Source organism: Rhizobium sp. M1, from assembly GCF_002531805.1.
In the GTDB taxonomy this organism is placed as follows: Bacteria; Pseudomonadota; Alphaproteobacteria; order Rhizobiales; family Rhizobiaceae; genus Rhizobium; species Rhizobium etli_C.
Genome location: NZ_NWSW01000002.1, coordinates 46,123 through 70,384, shown reverse-complemented (window position 1 = coordinate 70,384; position 24,262 = coordinate 46,123). Strand labels below are relative to the sequence as shown.

Here is a 24,262-nt window from a genome sequence, read left to right as displayed (position 1 = left end):
CTCCAGCCCGCGAATCCCCGAAAATAGCCCATGGCCATCAGACAGCTTTCCGAAACGCTCATCAACCAGATTGCCGCCGGCGAGGTCATCGAACGGCCGGCGAGCGCCGCCAAGGAACTGATCGAAAATGCGCTCGACGCCGGGGCGACGCGCATCGAGATTGCCACGGCGGGCGGCGGCAAGGCGCTGCTGCGGGTCAGCGACAACGGCTCCGGCATGGAGGCGGCCGATCTGGAACTGGCGGTCCGGCGCCACTGCACCTCGAAGATATCCGAGACGCTCGAGGATATCCGCACGCTCGGCTTTCGCGGCGAGGCTCTGCCGTCAATCGGTTCCGTCGCCAGGCTCAGCATCGCCAGCCGCAGGCGCGACAGCGCCGGCGGCCACGAGATCACTGTTGCCGGCGGCAAGATCGTGCATCTCCGGCCGGCCGCCGCCAATCCCGGCACCATCGTCGAAGTGCGCGACCTGTTCTTCGCCACGCCGGCGCGGCTGAAATTCCTGAAGAGCGAAAAGGCCGAGGCCGGCGCCATTACCGAGATCGTCAAGCGCATGGCGATCGCTTTTCCCGCCGTGCGCTTCGTGCTGTCGGGTTCGGACCGCACGACGCTGGAATTTCCGGCGACCGGCGAAGATCATCTGGCGCGCATGGCGCAGGTGCTCGGCAAGGAATTCCGCGACAACGCCATTCTCCTCGACGCCGTGCGCGAGGATATCGCGCTGACCGGCTTTGCCGGCGTGCCGACCTTCAACCGCGGCAACTCCGCTCATCAATATGCCTTCGTCAACGGCCGGCCGGTGCAGGACAAGCTGATCCTCTCGGCGATCCGCGGCGCCTATGCCGAGACGATCCCTTCAGGACGCTATCCGGTGGCGGTGCTGTCGATCACGCTTGATCCGGCTCTCGTCGACGTCAACGTGCATCCGGCAAAATCCGACGTGCGCTTCCGCGACCCGGGCCTGGTGCGCGGCCTGATCGTCGGCGCCATCCGCGAGGCGCTCGCGCGCGACGGCGGCCGGGCGGCGACAACAGGAGCGAGCGACATGCTGCGCGCCTTCCGCCCCGGCTTCCAATCCTATGCGCAGCGGCCGCAGGCGCCATGGTCGGCCGAAACCTCGCCCTTCCGGCCCTACCAGCCGGCAAGCGGTCTCAGTGAACGGCCTCAGGCGTCCTTCGACGGGCTATCAATGCCGACGGCGCGGGCCGAGCCGCCGGCTTCGGCCCAGCCGGCCGCTTCCGAACCGGCCTCTCCCGAAGCAACCGGGCGCTATCCGCTCGGCGCCGCGCGAGCCCAGATCCACGCCAACTACATCGTCGCCCAGACCGAGGACGGGCTCGTCATCGTCGACCAGCATGCGGCACATGAGCGGCTGGTGTTCGAGGCGATGCGCAAAGCGCTGCATTCGAAGCGGCTGGCCTCGCAGGTGCTGCTCATCCCTGAGATCATCGACCTTCCTGAGGAGGATTGCGACCGGCTGATGCAGCATGCGGCCGAGCTTTCGGAACTGGGACTGGCGATCGAACGCTTCGGCCCCGGGGCGATTGCCGTGCGCGAAACGCCGGCGATGCTCGGCGAGGTCGACGCCCACGGCCTCATCCGCCAGCTTGCCGACGAGATCGCTGAATGGGACACGGCGTCCGGCCTGTCGGCCAAGCTCGAATATGTGGCGGCGACCATGGCCTGCCATGGATCGGTTCGCTCCGGACGACGGCTGCGGCCGGAGGAAATGAACGCGCTGCTGAGAGAAATGGAAGTGACGCCCGGCTCCGGCCAGTGCAATCACGGCCGGCCGACCTATATCGAATTGAAGCTCAGCGATATCGAGCGGCTTTTCGGCAGAAGCTAAAAAAGCTGGCAAAGCCGCTGTTGCGGGAGTATGGCAGACGCATGACAGGCAGCAGGGAACGGAGCGCATGAATTTGTTCGAAGGGCACGGAAACCGCGAGGCGAAGATCCGCTATCTCGACGGCGATTTCCAGATTCTCTCGCCCGGCTCCTACGTCGTCTGCGCGATGACCGGAAAACAAATCCCGCTCGACGAGCTGCGCTACTGGAGCGTCGCCCGCCAGGAGCCCTATGCCGACGTGATCTCGGCGATCGAAGCCGACAAACGTGCCGGCGTGCTGCCGAACCAGCGGCGTTAGAGCATTCTCGCCGTTCCTCCTGTAATTGGCGTGACCGCAAACGGCCTTTGGCCGTTCTGCGACCCGTGACAAAACCGCAAGATCGGTCGAGCGCGTCATGTCCGCCAAGGTTTAGCTGGTGCCGCCACGGAGGACGGGATGATGAAGGCGGCGCTTCAAAACTACCATGCCCGCATGCAGCGGGTGCTGGATCACATAGACCGGCATCTGGACGATGATCTGGACCTGGATGCGCTGAGCAATGTCGCAGCCTACTCGAAATATCATTTCCATCGGCAGTTCACGGCGACCTTTGGTCTATCCGTGCATCGCTATATCCAGCTCGCCAGGATGAAGCGCGCTTCATACCAGCTAGCCTACAGGGATGCCCAAAGCGTCACCGATATAGCGATGGAAGCCGGCTACGACGGCCCTGATGGCTTCGCCCGCGCCTTTCGGCAACGGTTCGGCCAATCGCCTTCGTCTTTCCGGAAGTCTCCCGACTGGGAGCCGTGGCTTGTGGCCTTCGGGCCTCTCAACAACGCCAGGAGCAAGCTCATGCAGAAGACTTTTACCATTGACGACGTGACGATCCGCGATGTGCCTCCCACGCCGGTGGCGATCATGGAGCATCGGGGCGATCCCGCAACGCTCGGCGCCACCATCCAGCGCTTCATCGCCTGGCGCCAGGGCGCCGGCCTGCACCCCAAGACAAATCCGACCTTCAATATCTGGCGCTCCGAGCGGCGTCCCGCGTCGCCCGCCGATTATAGCGTGGACCTTTGTGTCGGGCTGGACAAACCAATCGAGGCGGACGGCGGTGAGATCAAGGCCGGCGAGATTCCCGGCGGACGCTGCGCGGTGCTGCGCGTCGTCGGCAACACCGACAACCTGGAGCCCGCCGCGCTCTACCTTTATCGCGACTGGCTGCCGGCCAGCGGCGAAGAAGCGCGCGACTTTCCGATCTATTGCCAGCGGTTGCGCTTCTTCCCTGAAGTGGCGGAGCATGAGGCGGTCGCGGAGCTGTTTTTGCCGCTGAAATAGCGCCCTTCGACGGCGGCCTGCCGATTCCGCGCGCAGGAGACGGACAGGCCGCTATCCGTCCAATCCCGGTTTAATGCATGTCGCCCGGAAGTGTGCAGCGGTTCCGGGATAACGACATGCATCAAAACAAAGGGCTAAAGCGCGTCGCATGAATCATATTTGACGCGACGCGCTTTACGGGTTTCCGGCCTTCATCTCCCGCAGGCGCCGCTCGCGGCAGGCGACAATTGCCCGGTCGATGATCAGCCCGGGGGCGAGGTGATCGTCGAAGACCATGTCGACCTCGATCACCCGGCACTTTTGCGCCAACTCCGCCGCCTTGCCGTGATGGCCGGCGAGGCGGACGAAATCCTTCGAGGTAGTCACGATCAGAAGATCCTGGCGCTCGGCGGTCGTCAGGATGTCGCCGATCTCCTCCTCGGTCAGGTGCTCGTGGTCACCGAAGGTCTTGGCGACTGTGATTTCGGCGCCGCGCGATTCGACGGTACGGAAGAATTTGCCGGGATCGGCGATGCCGGCAAAGGCCAGCACCCTGATGCCGGCGAGCCGATCGTCGCCGCGCACCTTGAGCGATGCGGTGAAATAAGGTTTTGCCGCGCGCGCCGCCATGCGGACGATCCTGTCGGCGGCATGGCCGCCGCCGACCTTCAGCAAAGCCGTCGCCGAGCGCAGCTGCTGGCGGATCGGCGCGCGCACCGGGCCGGCCGGCACGATATGGCCGTTGCCGAGGCCGCGCGTCGCGTCGATGACGAGCAGGGCATAGTCGATCGCCAGCCGGGCGCTCTGGAAACCGTCATCCATGATGATGAGGTCGGCGCCTTCCGCGACCAGGCGCCGAGCCCCCTCGATGCGCCGCCGGGAAATCACCGTCAGCGCCTCCTGGGCAAGCAGCAGCGGCTCGTCGCCGACGGCGACGGCCCGATGATGCTGCGGATCGACCACCGTCGTCACGTCGAGGGAGCCGCCGTAGCCGCGGCTGAGAAAGCCGGGTTTGAGGCCTTTCGCCTTGGCGGCGCGGGCGATCGTCAGCGCCGTCGGCGTCTTGCCGGCGCCGCCGACGGTGAAATTGCCGACGCAGATGACGGGAACGGAAACAGAGGCGCGGCGCGCATGGGCCATGCGGTAGCCGGCGACGCGGCCGTAGAGAAAGGAAAGCGGCGCCAGCATCCAGGCCCGCCAATCGGCTTTCCTCCACCAGAACGGCGGCGCTTCGGATATCATCTTGCCGTCCCGCTCCCCTGCCCGGCTTCAGAACCGGCCCCTTGCTTTTCGACCGGCCGGATTGAGAAGCCAAAACCGGTGAAAATGCAAGTCCTTGCCAAGACCGCGACGCGGTTTAGGCGGGCTGCAGGTCCGGCAGCAATGTCTCGATGGCGGTGATATCGTCGAGCACATGATCGGCAGCGGCGGCAAGCGAAGCCCGCGAGCCGGTGCCGGTCAGCACCGCGATCCTCAGCCCCGTCCCGGCATTCAGGCCCATGTGCAGATCATGATTGTTGTCGCCGACGATCGCGACCTCTTCCGGCAAAAGTCCGGTCGCGGCGCAGAAGCCGAGCACCATGCCGGGTTCCGGCTTGACGCCGAAGCCGCTGTCGTAGCCGGCGATGTAATCGACATATCGGGCAAAACCGAAGCGTTCGGCCGTCTGGCGGATCGAGCGTTCATTGTCGCTGGAGGCGACGCCGAGCTTGAAGCCGCGCTGGTGCAGCCTGGCGAAGAAGCCGGCGAGGTCGGTCACCGGCACGGAAAACTCGGCAGCGCCGGAAAAGAGATCGTCGAGGCGGACAGTCAATTCGCCGACATCGACCATCGAGCCGGCGGCGACGAGCCCCTCGGCAATCTGGCGGGTATTGCCGGCAGCAAGCAGGCTGTCGGGAACGATATGGCCGGTCTGAGGATCCATGCCGCAAGCCAAGAGCAACCGGTCTGCGAGAAGCGGATCGCCCTCGGCGGCGATGCGGGCAAGCTCGCGATTGACCGGCAACCAGCTCTCGTCATAATCGAGCAGCGTGCCGTCCTTGTCGAAGAGGATGCCTTTGATACGCGCCGGGCCCGACATCGCGCCTCCTCAGAGCTGGGCGACGGCTTTGGGCAACAGGCGCGCCTTGACCGTCAGCGGATTGATATAGGGTTCCAGCCCCTTCACCGTCGCCGTGAGCGCGCCGCGCATCTCGTGCACGGTGGCGATGCCGGCTTCGATCATCTTGCGGCGGGCGTCGTCGTTGATCAAAAGGTAATGCACGCCCTTGGCCAGCATTTCGGTATCGCGCACCATGCGGGCGCTGCCGCTGCGGGCGAGCTTCTGATAGGCCTCGCGGAAATTCTGCACATTGCCGCCGGAGAGGATGGCGCAGCCAAGCATGGCCGGCTCCAGCGGGTTCTGTCCGCCTTCGGCAAACAGCGAACGGCCGACGAAGGCGATCTCCGTCAGGCGAAGATAAAGGCCCATTTCACCGATCGTATCGCCGAGGAATATATCGACATCCGCCGACAGGACGTCGTCGCGGGTGCGGCGGGCGACCTTGAGGCCCTGCTTGACCAGAGCCGCCTCGATCTCGTCGCTGCGTTCGGGATGGCGCGGCACGATGATCGTCAACTGGCGATCGCGTTCCTTCAAGGCGCGATGGACGATGCCGGCGGCATTCTCCTCGCCGTCGAAGGTCGAAATCGCCGCCCAGGTCTTACGATCGCCGATCTGCTTCTTGTAGCGGGCGAGGACGGCGCTGTCATAGGGCGGAGCGTCGGTATCGACCTTGAGATTGCCCGAGGTGATGACGGGAACGGCGCCGAGATCACGGAAACGTTCGGCATCGATATCCGACTGGGCGATGACGAGGGCGAGATTTTCGAACAGGGCTTCGGCAATCGATGGGCGGCGGCGCCAGCGGGCAAAGGAGCGGTCCGACATGCGGGCATTGATCAGGATCTGCGGAATGCGGCGGCGGCCGAGCTCCAGCACGGTTGCCGGCCAGATCTCGGATTCGGCGATGATGGCGCAATCGGGCTGCCAATAATCGAGAAAGCGGCTGACCGACGGCTTCAGATCGAGCGGCACATATTGATGGATCGCTTCATCGCCGAGGCGCTCGGCGGCGAGTCTCGCCGAGGTGATGGTGCCGGTCGTCAGGATGACGTGGATATCGCGGCGGCGGATTTCGCGGATCAGCGGAATGACGGCATTGGTTTCGCCCACACTTGCGGCATGAAACCAGACGAGCGGGCCTTGCGGCCGGTTGGCGCTCGGATAGCCGAAGCGTTCCAGGCGGCGCGCGCGGTCTTCCTTGCCCTTGGCCGTGCGGTAGGTGATATAAAGGCCGACGACAGGAGAGGCTACGGTTCCCGCCAGACGATATGCGCTCAGACCGAACCGCGCCATCCGGGAGCTCATTGCGCCAGCCTCCGATCCAAGACGATCGACATCAAACCCATTCCCTGATTATCGTTGCGGCCGAGATGGCCGATTAGTTTGTTCAGAATGCGTCAAACGATCCGGATCGACGGACGGCCGATGCACGAAGCCCGGCGCGACGAACGGCAGGCCGCCGACACAAGCCGCGGCCGATCGCCGGGGTCAGTGACCCCCGGCCTTTTCCTGCGGATCGAGCAAACGATGCATGTGGACGATAAAGTAGCGCATATGCGCATTGTCGACCGTCTGCTGCGCCTTTGCCTTCCAGGCCGTCAGCGCCGTGGCATAATCGGGAAAGATGCCGACGATATCGAGACCCTTCAGATCACGGAACTGGACGTCATCGAGACTTTCCAGTTCGCCGCCAAAAACGAGATGCAAAAGCTGCTTCTTGTCACCGGAGTCAGTCATTTTCTTGTTCTCTTTCTGCCCATTCTCCTCCGCCACCCCATCTGCGGGATTTTGACGGAAACGTCAACTGTCTCGTCGCCCGGCAAAGGCCGCGAGGAACTCATCGATGTGCGGCGCTGGCGCCGCACACAGCACCTTGTGGGTGACTTCGGCGCGATTGTAGACGATCGGATTTCCGTCGAGGTCGACGAGGCGGCCGCCGGCGCAAGCCAGGATCAGATCGGCGGCGGCAAGGTCCCAATCATGCGAATTGCCCTTGACGAACGTGCCGTCGAGCCGTCCGTCCGCCACCATGGCAATACGATAGGCAAGCGAGGGAATGTATTTCTCGCGCCTCACCTGTTCGCGAAACGCCGGTGGAAAGGTCTTCAGCAGATCTTCGCCGATCGCCAGCCGGCGCATCTCCTCCGACAAGGCGGCCGAAACGGTGAGCGGCTCGCCGTTCTTCAGCGCCGGGCCGCCCTCGACGGCTTCGTAAAGCTCTTCGAGTGCCGGGGCGTAGAGCACGCCGGCGACCGGGCGGCCGCGATGGACGACCGCGACGCTGACGCACCAGACCTTCTGCCCGCCGAGGAAGGCGCGTGTGCCGTCGATCGGATCGATGATGAACAGCGTCTCGCGCGAGAGGCGCTCGGCATCGTCGTCGGTTTCTTCAGACAGCCAGCCATAATCCGGCCGCGCCTTGCGCAGGATCGATTCCAGCGTCTTGTTGGCGGCGAAATCGGCGGCGCTGACGGGAGAGCGATCGTCATTCTTCCACCAGACCTCGGGAGACTGGTTGAAGAAGCCGAAGGCGACCGCGCCGGCCTCCCTCGCAGCCTCGGCGATCAAGGCGAGATCGCCCTGCCAGCGGAGCTTTTCCCTATCGCTCATCGCGTTATTCGTTTCCTTCTGCCCCTTTTTCACTGTCCTGCGAGCGTCATGCCTTCAATGGCGAAGGTGGGTGCGGCGACGCCGAACTTGCGGTCGATGTCGTTGGCCGGCGTCAGGCGCATGAACATGTCCTTGAGGTTCGAGGCGATCGTCACCTCGGACACCGGGAAGGTGAGCTCGCCGTTCTCGATCCAGAAGCCGGTGGCGCCGCGGCTGTATTCGCCGGTGATCATGTTGACGCCGTGGCCGATCAATTCGGTGACGTAGAAGCCGTTGCCGACGCTGCGGATCAGGTCCTCCGGCGAGATGTCGCCGGGTTCCAGCGCAAGGTTGGTGGAGGACGGCGAAACGGCGGTGCCGCCGCGCACGCCGCGGCCATTGGTTTGAAGTCCGAGCTCGCGGCCGGTCGAGGTCGAAAGGAACCAGTGCTTCAGAACACCGTCCTCGATCATCACCAGCCGCTCGCCGGACACACCCTCGCCGTCGAAGGGTCGCGAGGCGGGGCCGCGCACGATCAGCGGATCGTCGGTGATCGACAGGCCCGACTTCAGCACCTGCTGACCCATCCTGTCGCGCAGGAAGCTGGTCTTGCGGGCGACGGCGGCGCCATTGATCGCGCCGGCGATATGGCCGACGAAGCCGCGGGCGATACGCGGGTCGAAGATGACGGTGACGTTCTTGCCGGTCGGCACCTGGCGCGGATTGATACGCTTCACCACCCGTTCGCCGGCACGGCGGCCGATGTCGGCGGGGTCGTCGAGCTCGGCATAATAGAGCCGGGTGTCGAAATCATAATCGCGTTCCATGCCGGTGCCTTCGCCGGCGATGACGCTGACGGAATGGCCGAAACGGGAGCCCATATAGCTGCCCGCAAAACCGTGCGAGGTGGCGAGGACAAGGCCGCCCATGCCGGCGGATGCGCCGGCGCCGGAGGAATTGGTCACACCCTTGACCGCAAGAGCCGCCGCCTCGGCGGCGAGAGCTGCCTCGCGCAGCATCTCGGAGGACACCTCGGTGGCATCGAACAATTGCAGGTCGGGATAGGATTTCGCAAGGTTCGCCTCATCGGCGAGGCAGGCGAAGGGATCCTCCGGGGAAACCCTGGCCATGGCGACGGCGCGTTCGGCAAGCGCCTGCAGATCGAAGCCCGGATTGGCCGAAACGCTGGCGACGCGTTTGCCGATGAAGACGCGCAGGGAAAAATCGTCGCTTTCGGAGGATTCCGTTCCCTCGACCTTGCCAAGACGAACGCTGACCGATTGCGACCGCGAGCGAACGACGACGGCGTCGGCGGCGTCGGCCCCTGCCTTCCTTGCCAGATCGATCAATTGACTTGCGCGGGAAAGAAGTGTCGAGGAATCGATTTCAGAGGACATGATTTGGCCTTTCCTTCGGCTTCCATTTATTGTGCACTCTCCCAAGCATCAAGGCCGCCGCCGCCGATTCTTTATCGGGACTGCCTGCATGCTTCCGCCACCTGAAAGAAATTGCCAGCATGTCAGCACCCAATGACCTTTTTTCCGAAACGATCCTGCTGCTCGGCGGCGCGGTGGTCGCCGCTCCGATCTTCAAGAAGCTCGGGCTCGGCACCGTCCTCGGCTATCTCGCTGCCGGCATCGTCATCGGTCCTGTTTTCCACGGCATCACCGACGGCGAACAGATCCTCGGCGTCGCCGAGCTCGGCGTCGTCTTCCTGCTGTTCATCATCGGGCTGGAATTGAAGCCCAGCCGCCTGTGGCAGATGCGGCGCGACATTTTCGGCCTCGGCACGGCGCAGGTGGTGGTGACGGGGCTGGTGCTGACCGCGCTCGCCTGGTTTTCTGAAGTGCTCGACTGGCGCGGCAGCATCGTCGCCGGCTTCGGCCTGGCGCTGTCTTCGACCGCCTTCGCCATGCAGATCCTGGAGGGCGACGGCGACGTCAATACGAGATACGGGCAGCGTTCGTTCTCGATGCTCTTGTTCCAGGACCTGGCGATCGTGCCGCTCTTAGCGCTGATCACCGTCCTCGACGGCAGCGACAAAGGCAGCAGCGCGCCGCTGACCGATTTCGCGGTGGCCGTCGGCGCGGTCGCGGCGATGGTCGTCGCCGGGCGCTACCTGTTGACGCCGCTCTTCCAGGTCATCGCCCGCACCGGCGCGCGCGAGGCAATGATCGCCGCCGCCCTCTTCGTCGTCATGGGATCGGCAAGCCTGATGCAACTTGCCGGACTTTCAATGGCGATGGGCGCCTTTCTCTCCGGCGTGATGCTGGCCGAATCCTCCTATAGGCACGAGCTGGAGGCCGATATCGAGCCGTTCCGCGGCGTACTGCTCGCCATCTTCTTCATCGCCGTCGGTCTGTCGCTGGAGCTCGAAGTTCTCTTCGACAACGCACTCTTCGTCATCGTCGCCGTGCCGATCGTCATGGCCGTCAAAGCGACCATCATCTATGGACTTTGCCGGATCTCCGGCTCGCCGCACGATGATGCGATCCGCATCGCCTTCCTGCTGCCGCAGGGCGGCGAATTCGGCTTCGTGCTGTTCACAACGGCGGGTGCGGCCGGGCTGATGTCGACGAGCACGGCATCGCTGCTGGTGGCGATCGTCACACTCTCCATGGCGCTGACGCCGATCGGAGCGGCACTTTCGAAGCGGCTGCTCAGCGGCGACGCACAGGAGGAGCTGGACGAGGATTTCGAGGGTGCGGGCGCCGACGTGCTGATGGTCGGCTTCTCGCGTTTCGGCCAGATCGCCGCCCAGATCCTGCTTGCCGGCGGGCGCAGCGTCACCGTCATCGATTTTTCGGCCGACCGCATCCGCCAGGCCTCCTCCTTCGGCTTCCGCATCTATTTCGGCGACGGCATGCGCAAGGACGTGCTGCGCTCGGCCGGCATCGACCGGGCAAAGATCGTGCTCGTCTGCACGCAGAAGAAGGAGATCACCGACAAGGTGGTGGAACTGGTGCAGGCCGACTATCCGCACACAAGGCTCTATGTGCGCTCCTACGACCGCATCCATTCGATCGAGCTGCGCAACAAGGGCGTCGATTACGAGCTGCGCGAAACGCTGGAATCGGGCCTGCTGTTCGGACGGCGGACGCTGGAGGCGCTCGGCGTCGCCGAGGTCGACGCCTACGAGATCGGCGAGGATATCCGCAAGCGCGACGAGGCGCGGCTTGCCCTGCAGGTCTCCGAAGGGCTGCAGGCCGGGCGCGACATGCTGTTTTCCCACCCGGTGCGCCCCGAACCGCTGGTCAAACCGAAACGCGCCGCCGATCCTTTCGAGGACGATCCGCTGGCGGGCACCGCGGATGCGACAGCCGAGGCCTGAACGCCCCTGTCCGGCTTGTTAAATTGACGCATTGAATATGCACTCGTCGGCGTCTATCAACCGGGCGATCGGAGCGATCCAAGAGGCAAACTTGATCAGACGGGCGAGACAGATCGAACAATGGGCACTGCGCATCCTGTGCGCCGTCGCACTGGTGTTCGTCGGGCTCGCCCATCAGGCTCCCATCGCAGCCGCCGGCGACGCCGGTCCCGCTGAACTCGCCCAATATGTGCTGCCCGATGGAACGCTGCCGACGCTTTGCGTTACCGTCACCGACGCGCCCGACCAGGGCCAGCACGACAAAACCCATTCGCACGGTTGCGAGGCCTGCCGGATCGGCGCGTCGATCCTGCTGCCAGCGCCGGCCGATGTCGCCGGTGCTCCGATACCCTTTGCGGTCGCGGTCGAACTGCCGATCCGGGCAGAAAGCTTCCCCCGCCGGCTTTTCCCGCCCAATAGCGGTCCGCGCGCGCCCCCTTCCGATCCGATCCTCGCCTGAACCTCGTGTTGCGGCAGGCGCCGTGACGCCTTTCAACGCCGGCCGAGCTGCGCTCCCGCAGTCGCCCGTGTGATACGGATCCATTCTCATGTCGACCATTACTGCCGCCGAACCGGCGCAGCACGCCGCCAGCGGCGTTTCGCTCTACCGCGCCATCTGGCGCTGGCATTTCTTTGCCGGGCTTCTCGTCATTCCCTTCATGCTCAATCTGGCCGTGACCGGCTCGCTTTATCTCTTCAAGGACGAGATCGACAGCACCGTCTTCGCCCACCGCTACATTGTCCAGCCGGCCGGCCAGGCGCTGCCGGCGGAGCGGGTTGCTGAGATCGCCGCCGCCGCCGTGCCGGGTTCGACGGCGACCTCCTACAAGGACCCGGCCGGACCCGAACGATCGGCCATCGTCACCGTCTCCGGCGATGCCGGCGCGATGCTGGTCTTCGTCAATCCCTATGACGGCAAGGTGCTCGATGTGGTCGGATCGACCGACGAGTTCAATTATGTCGTCAAGCGCATCCACAGCCTCGCTTTTTTCGGCAAGGCGGCGAACCGGCTGATCGAGATTGCCGGCGGCTTTGCCATGGTGCTGGTCGCGACCGGCATCTATCTCTGGTGGCCGCGCCGCCAGACGGGCGGTGTCGTCAGCGTCCGGGGAACGCCGGGCCGCCGGGTTTTCTGGCGTGACCTGCATGCGGTGACAGGGGCTTTTGCCGGCTTGCTGATCTTCTTCCTGGCGATCACAGGCATGCCGTGGTCGGGCTATTGGGGCGCGAATGCCAATGCCTGGCTGACCGAACAGGGCCTCGGCTATCCCGTCCAGCTCTGGGACGACGTGCCGAAGTCGCAGAAAGTCACCGAGGACATCCTGCCGAAGAGCGGCTGGATCGTCGAGAACGCGCCGGTTCCGCTTTCCGATATTGCTAGAGCGCAATCGGCCAAGCCGATCGGCCTCGACAGGGCCGTGGAGATCGCCAAGCGGCTGGGCATGGCACCTGGTTTCGACATGGCGATCCCCTCCGACGAGACCGGCGTCTATACCGCCTCGCTCTATCCCGACGACCTCGCCGATGAACGCACCATCCATATCGACCAGTATTCCGGCAAACCGCTGATCGATATCGGCTTCAACCAATATCCATTCCTCGGCAAGGCGATCGAATGGGGTATCAATGTCCACCAGGGACAGGAATGGGGGCGTTTCAACCAGTTGCTGATGCTCGCAACTTGCCTCGCCATTGTGCTCAGCTGCGTGACAGCAGTCGTCATGTGGTGGAAACGGCGCCCGGCGGGCCGGCTCGGCGTGCCACCCATGCCGCCAAGGCGCTCGGTCTACTACGGCCTGTGGGTGATTACCGCAATCTTCGCCGTCGCCTTCCCGATGAGCGGGCTTGCCATTGTCGTCATGATCGCCTTCGACCAGATCGTCGTGCGCTTCGTGCCCGTGTTGAAACGCGTTCTCGCCTGAAGGAGACCAAGAGATGAAGACGATCATTGCTCTTCTTGCCTGCGTGCTCTTCGCATCCATGGCATCCGCGGACGACGATCCGCAGCAGGTCATCCCGGCAAGGCTGAAGCTGATGTTCGAAACGGCGGACAAGCCCCTGGAGCTCACGCCGGTCGTCGCCGTTCAGGCCGATTGGGCGATCGTCGGCTGGCGGCAGGACGGACGTGGCGGCCGCGCCCTGTTGAAAAAGACGCATCACGGCTGGAGCATCTATCTCTGCAGCGGCGACAGCCTGAAGGATGCCGGTACGCTGCAGAAGATCGGGCTCCCGGCGAATGACGCGGCCGCGCTGGCTGCAAAACTGCGCGATGCCGAGGCGAACATCGATTCCCCCACGCTTGCACTGCTCTCAAGCTTCGAGGGCACGGTCATGATGATGAACCGAAGCATCGGATGGCGCGGGCGGCGGCCATGAAGGCCACGCCCAATAATGCCTCAGCGCTTCAGCCGCGCTTCGATTTCCCGGTCGAGGGCGAATTTCAGCTCGTCCTTGACGCCGACCGACATGGCCAGCACGTCGCGGGCCTTGAGGAAATCCATCACGCCGGTGCGGCCGACCGCCGGACGCAGGAAGATGTGCGGCTGGCAGAGCTTCAGCTTCAGCGAGATCGCCGTCTGCATCATCAGCTGGCCGGAACCGAAGATGCTCTCCATGCGGTTCGGGATATGGGTGCCGTCGCCTTCCGGCGCGCCGACGACATCGATGCCGACGACGATATCGGCAAGATCCATCAGGGGTTCATAGGGCACCGGATTGCTGATGCCGCCGTCGATCATCACCCGGCCGCGCAGGCGCACCGGCATGAAGACGGCGGGGATGGCGGATGAGGCGGCGAGCGCCGGAAACAGCTCGCCGTCTTCGATGATGACCTCGTTCTGCCCGTAATAATCCGTGGTGATGACCTTCATCGGCACCAGCAGATCCTCGAAGCGGGCCGGCAGTTCGGCCGGCAGAAAGGCCTTGAGGATCCGCTCCAGATTGAACTGGCCGATGCGGATGCCCTTGGCCACCGCATCGCGCACCGTCGCCGGCCTCAGGCCCCAGATGCGGGCGACGACCGCCGTCTTGTTGCCGACGGTCGTCAGCGCATGTTCGCGGATTTCGGCGCCCGACATGCCGGCGGCCATGCCGGCCCCCATGATCGCCCCCATCGACGAGCCCGATATCGCCACCGGGCGGATGCCGAGTTCGTCGAGCGTCTCGATGATATGGATGTGGGCAAGTCCACGCGCACCGCCGCCGCCGAAAGCGACCGCGACCGTCGGAAGGTCGCTGATCGCAGGCAGTTTCGGGCTGATGAATTCTGCCTGCTGCACGCCCGCCCCCGCTTATTGCGGCTGATACCGGAAGAAATGCACCCTCGTATCGCCAAAGATGCGGTCTTCGAGGAAAACATAGGAAGGATGCACGGAAACGACAATATCGGCGCGTTCTTCGAGCACCGCAATCGCGCCTGGCCTGAGCCAGCCGCCCTGGGCCGCCGCCGCCATCGCCTTTTCACCAAGCCCCTTGCCATAGGGCGGATCGGCAAACAGCACGTCGAAGGCTTCGAGATTGCCGACGCTGCCGAGATCGGTCGCATCGCGACGCAGGATGCGCGTGCGGCCGTGCAGGCCGAGTGCGTCGATGTTTTCCCAGAGCAGCGCCCTGCCCTCGACGCTGTTTTCGACGAAGAGCGCATGCCGACAGCCGCGCGACACGGCTTCGAGGCCGACGGCGCCGGTTCCGGCAAAAAGATCGAGGATCCGGGTGCCGTCGACGCATTCCGGATAGGCATGGCTCAATATATTGAACAGGCTCTCGCGCGTCCGGTCGGCAGTCGGCCGGATATCGTTGGATTTTGGCACGGCGAGAGGCCGTCCGCGAAACTCACCGCCGACGATCCGCACCGCGCGTCATTCCCTTTCCTCTAGCACCACCTCTGGACGGGCCGCCCGCAGGCCTGTCACCGCCCGGCCTGTCACCTCCGGGCTTAGCGCCCTTCGGTTTGCCGGAAAAATTCTTCGACCCGCCGGGCTTGGCACCGAAGCCCTTGCCGCGCGGTTTATCGCCCGAAGGCCTGCCGCCTGGGGACTTGTCGCCGAAGGATTTTTCGCCACGCGGACGCTCGGAGCGGCCCTCGCCGGCAAAACTCCTGGCTGCACGCGGGCGCTCATCACCATCCTCGCGCGGCCGGCGATCACCACGCGGCTTGTCGCCGAAGGGCCGATCGCCACGTGAAGGACGGTCACCGAAAGGCCGGTCGCCGCGCGGACGCTCCGAACGGGCCTCGCCGGTGGAGGCTCTGGCGGTACGCGGACGCTCGTCACCATCCGCACGCGGCTTGCGGTCACCGCGCGGCTTGTCGCCGAAGGGCCGGTCGCCACGCGAAGGACGATCACCGAAAGGCCGGTCGCCGCGCGGACGCTCCGGACGGCCTTCGCCGGCAGAGCTTCTGGCACGCGGGCGTTCGTCGCCCGCTTCGCGCGGACGGCGTTCGCCGCGCGCCGGGCGGTCGCCATAACCGCGGTCTTCGCGGGCCGGGCGATCCCCGAACGAGCGCTTGCGGCCGCGGCCTTCGCCCTCATCCTTGCGGTGGGGCTCCTCGCTCGAGCGGATCCATTCCCCGTCCTCCTCGCGCACGCGATTGATCTGCGTGCGCGGGCGATCCTCGATATGGTGGAAACCGGCGCCTTTTGCCGGCGTCTCCTCGCCGCGCCGGCGCGCGGTCTGAGCGTTCTTGGCAGCCTTGGCTGCCGCCTTTTCGCCGAGCGGCCGGGCCCCCGGCGCCATCCAGACATTGGCGCTGCGGCGCTGACCGAGCGGCTGAGGCCGCTTCGGCTTCTCGTCGTCGAAGCGGCCACCATCGCGGCGGTCGTCATCCTTGCGCCCGCCACCGCGGCGATCGTCGCGCTTGGTGTCGAGCCGGCTCAGCGCCCGTTCGCGCTTGTCCTCGTCGCGGCGCGGACGCTCGCGCTTTTCCGCTACTGGGGCTTCCGCCTCTTCCTCGGCGGCAACGGCCGGGGCGTTATAGATCGGCGCGTCGAAATTCGCCTTGGCTTCCTCGATCAGGCGCGGGCCGAGCTGGTCGCGCAGCGTGCGGCCGCGCACTTCGATGACATGGCCTTCCGGCAGGTCACCGAGCTGGAACGGGCCGTAGGAAATGCGGATCAGGCGGTTGACGTCGAGACCGAGGGCGCCGAGCACGTTCTTGATTTCGCGGTTCTTGCCCTCGCGAAGGCCCATGGTGATCCAGACATTCGAGCCTTGCGTGCGGTCGAGCGTCGCCTCGATCGAACCGTAAAGCACGCCGTCGACGGCGATACCGTCCTTCAGCTTGTCGAGCGCTTCCTGATCGATCTCGCCATGGGCGCGCACGCGGTAACGCCTTAACCAGCCGGTCGCCGGCAGTTCGAGCGCCCGGGCAAGACCGCCGTCATTGGTCAGCAGCAGCAGGCCTTCGGTGTTGATGTCGAGACGGCCGATCGACATGACGCGCGGCAGTTCTTCCGGCAGGTTGTCGAAGACGGTCGGGCGGCCCTCCGGATCGGCATTGGTGGTCACGAGACCGGCCGGCTTGTGATAGAGCCACAGCCTGGTGCGCTCGATGCCGCGGATCGGCACGCCGTCGACCTCGATCCGGTCGGCAAGCGTGACATTGACGACGGGGGTGTCGAGAACCCTGCCGTTCAGCGTCACCCGGCCTTCCATGATCATGCGTTCGATGTCGCGGCGGGAGGCAACGCCGGCGCGCGCCATCACCTTGGAAATGCGTTCGGCTTTGGCCTCGCCGTCGGTTTCGGCCGCAGCCGGGCGCGCGGCCGCAGCCTTTGCCGGCTTCGCGCCGCCCGCTTTCGGGCCGGCCTTGGCCCCGGCGTCGCGTGAAAAGGGCTTTGCGCCCGGGCGTTTTGGCTTGTCTTTGGGTGTCATTTGTTGTTTGCCTGCCTTTTGGGCCTGTCTATCAGGTCACGCATCTGCGGTTAAGTGGAAATTCTTGCGATCGTGAAGACAAATCGTTTCATGGAGATGGCGCTCGAAGAGGCGCGCGCTGCCGGCGAACGCGGCGAAGTGCCGATCGGCGCGGTCGTCGTCATCGACGATATTGCGGTTTCACGCTCGGGAAACCGCACGCGCGAGCTCAATGACGTGACCGCTCATGCCGAAATCGCCGCGATCCGGCTCGCCTGCGAAGCGCTCGGACAGGAGCGCCTTGCCGGCGCCGATCTCTATGTGACGCTGGAGCCTTGCACCATGTGCGCGGCAGCCATCTCGTTTGCGCGTGTCCGCAGGCTCTATTACGGCGCCGAGGACCCGAAGGGCGGCGCCGTCGACAATGGCGTGCGATTCTACGCGCAGCCGACCTGCCACCACGCCCCGGAGGTCTATTCCGGCTTCAACGAGGTTCAGTCGGCCGAGATTTTACGGACGTTCTTTTCGCAAAAGAGAGAGGCGCCGTAATCCGCGGCACGCGTCATCTTCGGCTTTCGTTAGTGCGGGGACCGAGAGGTTGCGGCATATTCCCTTCGCCCCGCAAGCGGGGAGAAGGTGGCGGCAGCCGGATGAGGGGCTGCCCTCGCCGATCTCCTGGGACGGCGCTAAGCCCTGGCACAAACTGCTATTGCAGGAAGTTCCACCACTGCTTGCCGCTGTTGGCGATCGCCGCGTCCTTCTTGCGCTTCTTCTGCTTCTTGAGCTCGGGCTCGCCGACATCTTCGAGCTTTGCCGGGTCGTCGACGGTGCGGTAACCGGGCGGCGGGTCGGAGATATAGCGGCGCTGATCGACGTAGGAACCCTTCTGCAGGGCGCGGGCCTCGCGATAGGCCTGGGTCTGGGCTTCCGTCGTGCGCCGGCCGCCTTCGATGGCGGAGCTGGCGAGCGGCGAGCGGTAGTTCGGATTGTCGGAGTTCGCGTCGGCCTCCGAAACGAGGCGGGCGCGGGTTTCCTCCGGCGATTCAAGCCATTGCGGATTGTCCTTGTTGGCAACCGTCTGCTGCGGTTGAACGAGGGTCCCCCTCTGCGCCTGGGCCGGCAGCACCAGCGTCGGGCGCGGCGTGTACTTGACGCCCTTGTTCTTCGGATCCGGCCCGGTCAGCGACACGGACTGGCCGAGGTCGTCGGTCAACTGCTCCATGGCGGTCTTGTCGGTGCCGTAGGTCGGGCTGCTGGCGCAACTGGAGACCAGGGAGCATCCCGCCACTACAACAGACAGGCAGGCGCCCATACGGAACCAATGCGTTGCGAACATGAAAACCCTTCCAGCCACCGGTGCAATCGTTGCCCAACCGGACAACCGTCCCCCTGACGCAAAAATCCGGCCATTTTCAGGCAGCTTTTACCGGATGAACGCCATAAAGGCAATTCACCCGGCAAATATCTTCAGGCGCGGATGCCGAGTTCGCGCAATGCCGCAGCGTCACGCGCCGAGACGTCGGGATAATCAGGATCGGAGCCGACATCGGTGGTGATGCGCCAGGAACGCGCGCATTTGACACCTTCGGCGAGCTTCGGCACGACCGCGACATCCGGCACTTCGGCCAGGCGGAAGGCTTCCGCCGGACCGGCGTCCGCCTTGATTGTGATGCCCGAGGTGATGCAGACTTCGCTGAAATCCTGACCCTCGAGCGCCTTGCGAAGCTCCCCATCGGCGATGTGGACGACGGGCGCTGCTTCCAGCGAGGAGCCGATGCGCTTGTCCTTGCGCTCGATTTCCAGGGCGCCTGTTACCACCGAACGCACGGCGCGGATCTTCTTCCACTTCTCGGCCAGGGCATCGTTGCGCCATTCCTTTGCAACAGCGGCGAACTGCTCCAGATGCACGGAAACGGCGGACGGGTTGCGCGACAGCCAGGCCTCCTCGGTGGTGAAGGGCAGCATCGGGGCTAGCCAGGTCACCATGCAATCGAAGATCTGGCGAATGACGTGCAGGCTGGCGCGCCGGCGCAGGCTCGACGGCGCGTCGCAATAGAGCGCATCCTTGCGGACATCGAAATAGAAGGCCGAAAGCTCGACATTGGCGAAATCGATCAACGCGCGGGCGATCTTCTTGAAATCGAACGCGTCGTAGTTTTCGCGCACCAGCTGATCGAGCTCGGCAAGCCGATGCAGCATCAGCTGCTCCAGCTCCGGCAGTTCGGCAAGCGCGATCTCCTCGCCCTTGTCGTGCGCCAGCGTGCCGAGCATCCAGCGGATCGTGTTGCGCAGCTTACGATAGGCATCGACATTGGTCTGGATGATCGTCTTGCCGACGCGCAGGTCGTCGGCATAGTCCGAGGTCATCACCCAGAGGCGCAGGATATCGGCGCCGGCATCCTTCATCACCTCCTGCGGGGCGGTGACGTTGCCCTTCGACTTCGACATCTTCTCGCCCTTCTCGTCCATGGTAAAGCCATGGGTGAGGACGGTGTCGTAAGGCGCGCGGCCGCGGGTGGCAGCCGATTCCAAAAGCGAGGAATGGAACCAGCCGCGATGCTGATCCGACCCTTCGAGATAGAGGTCGGCCGGCCAGTTCAGGTCCGGGCGGTCCTCCAGCGTGAAGGTGTGCGTCGAACCCGAATCGAACCAGACGTCGAGGATATCCATGACCTGCGACCACTTGGCCGGGTCATGCTCGTTACCGAGGAAGCGCTCCTTGGCGCCTTCGGCAAACCAGGCGTCGGCGCCTTCGGCGTCGAAAGCATCGAGGATGCGCCGGTTGACGGCCTCGTCCTGCAGCACGGCGCCGTGCTCATCGACGAAGACGCAGATCGGCACGCCCCAGGCGCGCTGACGGGACAGCACCCAGTCCGGGCGCTGTTCGATCATGGCGCGCAGGCGGTTCTGGCCGGCAGCCGGCACGAAGCGGGTATCGTCGATCGCCGTGAGCGCACGGCTGCGCAGCGTCGTTCCATCCGGCAGCGTCTTGTCCATATAGACGAACCACTGCGGCGTGTTGCGGAAGATGACCGGCTTCTTGGAGCGCCAGGAATGCGGATACTGGTGCTTCAGGCGGCCGCGGGCAAAGAGCGCGCTGCGCTCGATCAGCGCCTTGATGACGCGGTCGTTGGCATCGCCCTTCTTGCCGTTGTCGTCGATGACGCGTCCGCCTTCGAGGCCGGGGGCATCCGATGTGTAGAAGCCGCCGTCGTCGACCGGGAACGGGATCTTGGTGTCGATGCCGCGCGCGTCGATCTCGCGGGCATGCGCCATCCAGACATCGAAGTCTTCGCGGCCGTGGCTCGGCGCCGTATGAACGAAGCCCGTACCGGCATCGTCGGTGACGTGGTCGCCTTCGAGCAACGGCACGGCAAATTCATAGCCGCCTCCGAGACCCTTGAGCGGATGCGCGCAGGTGATGGCAGCGAGATCGGCAGCCGTAACGTCGGCGAGACGCTTGTACTGCAGCTTCGCCTTGGCAAAGGATTCCTCAGCCAGCTGATCGGCAAAGATCAGCTTCTCGCCCGGGCGCGGGCCAAAATCATTTTCGGCAGCCGTGACTTCGTAGAGGCCGTAGGCAACCCGCGAGGAATAGGCGATCGCCCGGTTGCCGGGGATCGTCCAGGGCGTCGTCGTCCAGATGACGACAGACGCGCCAACCAGTAGCTCACTATGTTTGAACTTCCCATCGACCACCTTCGCCGGCGCCACAAGCTGCTCGACCGGGAACTTCACCCAGATCGTGTCGCTCTCGTGGTCGTGGTATTCGACTTCGGCTTCCGCCAGCGCGGTGCGTTCGACCACCGACCACATGATCGGCTTGGAGCCGCGATAGAGCTGGCCGCTTGCGGCGATCTTCAACAGCTCGCCGGCGATGCGGCTCTCCGCGTGAAAATTCATCGTCAGATACGGGTTGTCGAAATCGCCGACGATGCCGAGACGCTGGAACTCGTCGCCCTGGACCTTGATCCATTTTTCGGCATAGGCGCGGCACTCGCGGCGGAACTCGATCATCGCCGCCGGCTCCTTGAGATCCGGCTTGGCCTTGCCCTTGGCGCGATAGTTCTCCTCCTCGATCTTCCATTCGATCGGCAGGCCGTGGCAATCCCAGCCGGGCACGTAGTTGGCGTCGTAACCGCGCATCTGGAACGAACGGTTGATGACGTCCTTGAGGATCTTGTTCAGCGCGTGGCCGATATGGATGTTGCCGTTGGCATAGGGCGGTCCGTCATGCAGGACGAATTTCTCGCGGCCGGCGGCAGAGGCGCGCAGTTTCTTGTAGAGATCCATCTCCTGCCAGCGCTTGACAAGCTCCGGCTCCTTCTGCGGCAGGCCGGCGCGCATCGGGAAATCGGTTTCGGGCAGATAGAGGGTCTTCGAGTAATCGATTTTTTCGGCTGTGTCGGTCATATCGGGACAATCGTTTCTGGCGGCCCAGAAAGGGGCGCAACGGGTATGAAAAAGCTGGTGACGGAAGCGCTTGTATCCAAGCGCCGAAAACCCGGACCTCCCGGCCGCTTAGCGCGCGCGGAAGGCCGGGCCGATAATTCGCATCGTGATCGCCAGCCGAAATTTTCTCATCGGGCCGGTTCATAGGCGTTTTTCGCCGGAAAAGGAAGAGAAGAATTCTGCGATGCGATCCCCGGGGCGCCGAGGTTTTTGCGCTCGAAGGACGTCGCGCTGACCATGACCTCAGGAAAAGCAAAGCTTCCGGTCGAGTTCGCCGAGTGGCTTGACACCCGCCAGCAGCGCCCGCGCCTCCTCCTCGTCGCGCTTGATCTGGGCGACGAGCGGATCGAGGCCGTCGAATTTCAGCTCCGGTCTAAGATAGCCGAAGAAGGAGACGGCGCAGAGCTGGCCGTAGAGATCGCCACTGAAATCGAAGACATAGGTTTCGAGCAGCGGCGCGCCGTTTTCCGTCACCGTCGGGCGGCGGCCGTAGCTTGCGACCGCGTCGTGGAGCGTTCCGTCCTGGCGGCGGAAGCGGACGGCGTAGATGCCGGCGGCAAGCTCGGCCTCCGGCGGCAGGCGCATGTTGGCGGTGGGAAAGCCAAGCTGCCGGCCGAGTTTTTCGCCGTCGATCACCTCGGCCTCCACCGTATAGCGATAGCCCAGCATGCCGGCGACTTCGCTGACCTCGCCCTCCTTCAACAGCGTGCGGATATGGCTCGACGAGACGACATCGGCATTTTCGTCGCGAAAGGCATCGATCAGGGTGACACCGAAGCCGTAGGTCTGGCCGGCATTCATCAGGAAGGCGGGACCGCCTTCGCGGTTGCGGCCGAAATGGAAATCGAAGCCGGTGACGACTTCGGAGGCGCCGAGCCAATCCTTCAGGATCGAATGGATGAAATCATCAGCCGAGCGCTGCGAGAATTCGTAATCGAAGGGATATTCGATGACGGCGTTGAACCCCAGCGTTTCCAGGATGCGGGCCTTGAGCGGCGCCGGTGTCAAGCGAAACACCGGCGTCTGCGGCCGGAAGACCGTGCGCGGATGCGGCTCGAAGGTCAGCACAAGAGCGGGAATGCCGCGCGCCCTTGCGATCTCAAGCGCGCGGTTCAGCACCGATTGATGACCGCGATGCACACCGTCGAAATTGCCGATGGCGATCACCCCGCCCTTGAGATGGGCGGGCAAGGGATCGCGGGTTTCATTGCGGTGGAAGACGGTCATCGGCTGGCTACTCTTTATGCAAGGCGCGGCATCCACCACTTCGGCGCGGCGTTTTCCCGTTCGAGATAGGCGTTGAGGATTGCCTCGTCGGTTTCGCCGTTCAAGGTGTATTCCTTGGCGTGGATCCCGCCGCTGATGTAGAGAAGGTCGAGGCCAAAATTCAAGGCGCCGCGGACATCGGTCGGCATGCCGTCGCCGATCGCCAGCACGCGCTCGGCGGAGAAATCGCCGCGAAGCTCGCGGGCGGCCGCAAGCGTCGCCTCGTAAATCGGCCGGTGCGGTTTGCCGGCGATGCGGGTCTTGCCGCCGAGCTGCTCGTAATAGGCGGCCATGGCGCCGGCACAGGGAATGATGCGGTGGCCGCGCTCGACGACGAGGTCTGGATTGGCGCAGATCATCGGCACCTCGCGCGCCTGAAAATCCAGAAGCATGTCGGTGTAATCTTCCGGCTTCTCGGTCTCATCGTCGAAAAAGCCGGTGCAGACGAGCGATTGCGCTTCGCCTGATGGCACCCGCTCGACGCCGATGCCTTCGAGAAGCGCCTTGTCGCGCTCGGGGCCGAGCAGAAAGACCGTCTTCGGTCCCTCGGAAATCAGCCCGCGCGTGACGTCGCCCGAGGTGACGATCCGGTCATAGGCGCTGTCGGGTACGCCGATATGACGCAGCTGCTCGACGACCTGCCAGGAAAGCCGCGGCGAGTTGGTGATGAGGACGACGGCGAGGCCGCTCTCGCGGGCGGCCTGAAGGGCCGCGGCAGCCTTGGGGAACGGATCGACGCCATTGTGAACGACGCCCCAGACATCACAGAGCACCACATCATAGCGATCCGTGATCTCAGAGAAGGTTTCTATCCGCTTGGCCATTCCAATATCCCGAGTTGCTGCAGTCACCGGTGACATTGCAAAGGCGCAGGAGGATGGCAAGGCATTTTCTTCGCCATCAGCCACCGCAAAGCCTTGTCGCGACAATCCGGCGGCCGCGACAGAGGGTTCGGCCGAAATCTCCGGCATTTCTCCGGTCTCTTCACAATTCCGGCACAAAAATTCGTGATTGCTCTCATTGACTCCTTTCGGAGCCATCCCTAAATGCACGTCGCTAGCACTCACCGCAAGGGAGTGCTAACACCTATCCATGTGGGCCGCTCCGGCCCGCGAATGTCATTCGATCGAGGGATTAGACAATGGCAAGCACCAATTTCCGTCCGCTTCACGACCGCGTCGTCGTTCGTCGCGTCGAGTCCGAAGAGAAGACCAAGGGCGGGATCATCATTCCCGACACCGCCAAGGAAAAGCCGCAGGAAGGCGAAATCGTCGCCGTCGGTTCCGGCGCTCGTGACGAGTCCGGCAAGGTCGTCGCACTCGACGTCAAGGCTGGCGACCGCGTGCTGTTCGGCAAGTGGTCCGGCACCGAAGTCAAGATCAACGGCGAAGACCTTCTGATCATGAAGGAAGCCGACATCATGGGCATCATCGGCTGATTGGCCGATCCGCTTTCCCGAAATGACTGACGGGTTTTTGCCCGA

22 protein-coding genes are annotated in these 24,262 nt (G+C 64.3%); 9 read left to right on the top strand and 13 right to left on the bottom strand.

The genetic code is table 11. The annotated features are described in order from the left end of the window. The first annotated feature begins 30 nt into the window (after nt 1-30). The 3 genes from mutL to CO655_RS02475 all read left to right on the top strand — a co-directional run bounded on the left by mutL (nt 31) and on the right by CO655_RS02475 (nt 3,169). Nucleotides 31-1,848, top strand: a complete 1,818-nt coding sequence (mutL, locus tag CO655_RS02485; protein ID WP_097663681.1) for a DNA mismatch repair endonuclease MutL — start codon at nt 31-33, stop codon at nt 1,846-1,848. Nucleotides 1,849-1,915: 67 nt separating this feature from the next. Continuing rightward, complete coding sequence (locus CO655_RS02480) at nt 1,916-2,146, top strand: DUF2093 domain-containing protein (RefSeq protein ID WP_003588271.1); 231 nt, start codon at nt 1,916-1,918, stop codon at nt 2,144-2,146. A 141-nt stretch (nt 2,147-2,287) separates the two neighbouring features. Beyond that, on the top strand, nt 2,288-3,169 hold the full coding sequence (locus CO655_RS02475) for an AraC family transcriptional regulator (RefSeq protein WP_097663853.1): 882 nt from the start codon (nt 2,288-2,290) through the stop codon (nt 3,167-3,169). 174 nt (nt 3,170-3,343) lie between these two features. On the opposite strand, the gene lpxK is transcribed toward CO655_RS02475, so the two are convergent. The 6 genes from lpxK to CO655_RS02445 form a co-directional block, all read right to left on the bottom strand. Continuing rightward, complete coding sequence (lpxK, locus tag CO655_RS02470) at nt 3,344-4,390, bottom strand: tetraacyldisaccharide 4'-kinase (protein ID WP_097663680.1); 1,047 nt, start codon at nt 4,388-4,390, stop codon at nt 3,344-3,346. A 115-nt stretch (nt 4,391-4,505) separates the two neighbouring features. Further along, entirely contained in the window at nt 4,506-5,228 is a 723-nt protein-coding gene (locus CO655_RS02465) for an HAD family hydrolase (protein WP_097605520.1), read from the bottom strand. A 9-nt stretch (nt 5,229-5,237) separates the two neighbouring features. Beyond that, nucleotides 5,238-6,557 carry a lipid IV(A) 3-deoxy-D-manno-octulosonic acid transferase gene (gene waaA / locus CO655_RS02460; RefSeq protein ID WP_097605521.1) on the bottom strand — a complete coding sequence of 440 codons (1,320 nt, stop codon included), beginning with the start codon at nt 6,555-6,557 and terminating at the stop codon, nt 5,238-5,240. Between the two features lie 183 nt (nt 6,558-6,740). Further along, nucleotides 6,741-6,989, bottom strand: a complete 249-nt coding sequence (locus tag CO655_RS02455) for a DUF4170 domain-containing protein (protein ID WP_010031177.1) — start codon at nt 6,987-6,989, stop codon at nt 6,741-6,743. A gap of 63 nt (nt 6,990-7,052) precedes the next feature. After that, nucleotides 7,053-7,862, bottom strand: coding sequence for a 3'(2'),5'-bisphosphate nucleotidase CysQ (locus tag CO655_RS02450; RefSeq protein ID WP_097663679.1), 810 nt, complete (start codon nt 7,860-7,862; stop codon nt 7,053-7,055). 29 nt (nt 7,863-7,891) lie between these two features. Next, nucleotides 7,892-9,238: a TldD/PmbA family protein gene (locus CO655_RS02445; RefSeq protein ID WP_097663678.1), complete on the bottom strand. Its 1,347-nt coding sequence runs from the start codon at nt 9,236-9,238 to the stop codon at nt 7,892-7,894. Between the two features lie 119 nt (nt 9,239-9,357). Here CO655_RS02445 and CO655_RS02440 point away from each other — a divergent pair, with 119 nt between their 5' ends. From CO655_RS02440 to CO655_RS02425, 4 genes are all read left to right on the top strand, one after another. Continuing rightward, nucleotides 9,358-11,172: a monovalent cation:proton antiporter-2 (CPA2) family protein gene (locus CO655_RS02440; RefSeq protein WP_097663677.1), complete on the top strand. Its 1,815-nt coding sequence runs from the start codon at nt 9,358-9,360 to the stop codon at nt 11,170-11,172. A gap of 91 nt (nt 11,173-11,263) precedes the next feature. After that, entirely contained in the window at nt 11,264-11,671 is a 408-nt protein-coding gene (locus CO655_RS02435) for a DUF2946 family protein (protein WP_097663676.1), read from the top strand. 88 nt (nt 11,672-11,759) lie between these two features. Then, entirely contained in the window at nt 11,760-13,133 is a 1,374-nt protein-coding gene (locus CO655_RS02430) for a PepSY domain-containing protein (protein WP_097663675.1), read from the top strand. A 13-nt stretch (nt 13,134-13,146) separates the two neighbouring features. Continuing rightward, the gene (locus tag CO655_RS02425) at nt 13,147-13,587 is read left to right on the top strand and encodes a copper uptake system-associated protein (RefSeq protein WP_245423744.1); all 441 of its coding nucleotides are present in this window, start codon (nt 13,147-13,149) and stop codon (nt 13,585-13,587) included. 20 nt (nt 13,588-13,607) lie between these two features. On the opposite strand, the gene CO655_RS02420 is transcribed toward CO655_RS02425, so the two are convergent. Genes CO655_RS02420 through CO655_RS02410 form a run of 3 tightly spaced genes read right to left on the bottom strand, consistent with a single transcriptional unit; the run spans nt 13,608 to nt 17,082 of the window. Beyond that, nucleotides 13,608-14,489: a patatin-like phospholipase family protein gene (locus CO655_RS02420; protein ID WP_097605528.1), complete on the bottom strand. Its 882-nt coding sequence runs from the start codon at nt 14,487-14,489 to the stop codon at nt 13,608-13,610. Between the two features lie 12 nt (nt 14,490-14,501). After that, entirely contained in the window at nt 14,502-15,062 is a 561-nt protein-coding gene (gene rsmD / locus CO655_RS02415) for a 16S rRNA (guanine(966)-N(2))-methyltransferase RsmD (protein WP_064686105.1), read from the bottom strand. Next, nucleotides 15,043-17,082 (bottom strand): pseudouridine synthase, encoded by a 2,040-nt coding sequence (locus CO655_RS02410; protein ID WP_097663674.1) that lies wholly within the window; start codon nt 17,080-17,082, stop codon nt 15,043-15,045. The genes rsmD and CO655_RS02410 overlap by 20 nt, the downstream gene beginning before the upstream one ends. A gap of 90 nt (nt 17,083-17,172) precedes the next feature. On the opposite strand from CO655_RS02410, the gene CO655_RS02405 reads away from it, so the two are divergent. Next, a complete protein-coding gene (locus CO655_RS02405; RefSeq protein WP_064686103.1) occupies nt 17,173-17,610 on the top strand; it encodes a nucleoside deaminase in 438 nt (145 codons plus the stop codon). A gap of 157 nt (nt 17,611-17,767) precedes the next feature. Here the strand turns inward: CO655_RS02405 and CO655_RS02400 are convergent, their stop codons facing one another. The 4 genes from CO655_RS02400 to CO655_RS02380 all read right to left on the bottom strand — a co-directional run bounded on the left by CO655_RS02400 (nt 17,768) and on the right by CO655_RS02380 (nt 23,603). Continuing rightward, nucleotides 17,768-18,397, bottom strand: a complete 630-nt coding sequence (locus CO655_RS02400) for a hypothetical protein (protein WP_097663673.1) — start codon at nt 18,395-18,397, stop codon at nt 17,768-17,770. Nucleotides 18,398-18,528: 131 nt separating this feature from the next. Next, complete coding sequence (ileS, locus tag CO655_RS02395) at nt 18,529-21,474, bottom strand: isoleucine--tRNA ligase (protein ID WP_097663672.1); 2,946 nt, start codon at nt 21,472-21,474, stop codon at nt 18,529-18,531. A gap of 282 nt (nt 21,475-21,756) precedes the next feature. Continuing rightward, entirely contained in the window at nt 21,757-22,740 is a 984-nt protein-coding gene (locus CO655_RS02385; RefSeq protein WP_010030873.1) for a bifunctional riboflavin kinase/FAD synthetase, read from the bottom strand. Nucleotides 22,741-22,754: 14 nt separating this feature from the next. Further along, the gene (locus CO655_RS02380) at nt 22,755-23,603 is read right to left on the bottom strand and encodes a TIGR01459 family HAD-type hydrolase (RefSeq protein ID WP_010030871.1); all 849 of its coding nucleotides are present in this window, start codon (nt 23,601-23,603) and stop codon (nt 22,755-22,757) included. A gap of 317 nt (nt 23,604-23,920) precedes the next feature. On the opposite strand from CO655_RS02380, the gene groES reads away from it, so the two are divergent. Continuing rightward, nucleotides 23,921-24,217: a co-chaperone GroES gene (gene groES, locus CO655_RS02375; protein ID WP_004675403.1), complete on the top strand. Its 297-nt coding sequence runs from the start codon at nt 23,921-23,923 to the stop codon at nt 24,215-24,217. Nucleotides 24,218-24,262: the final 45 nt, after the last annotated feature.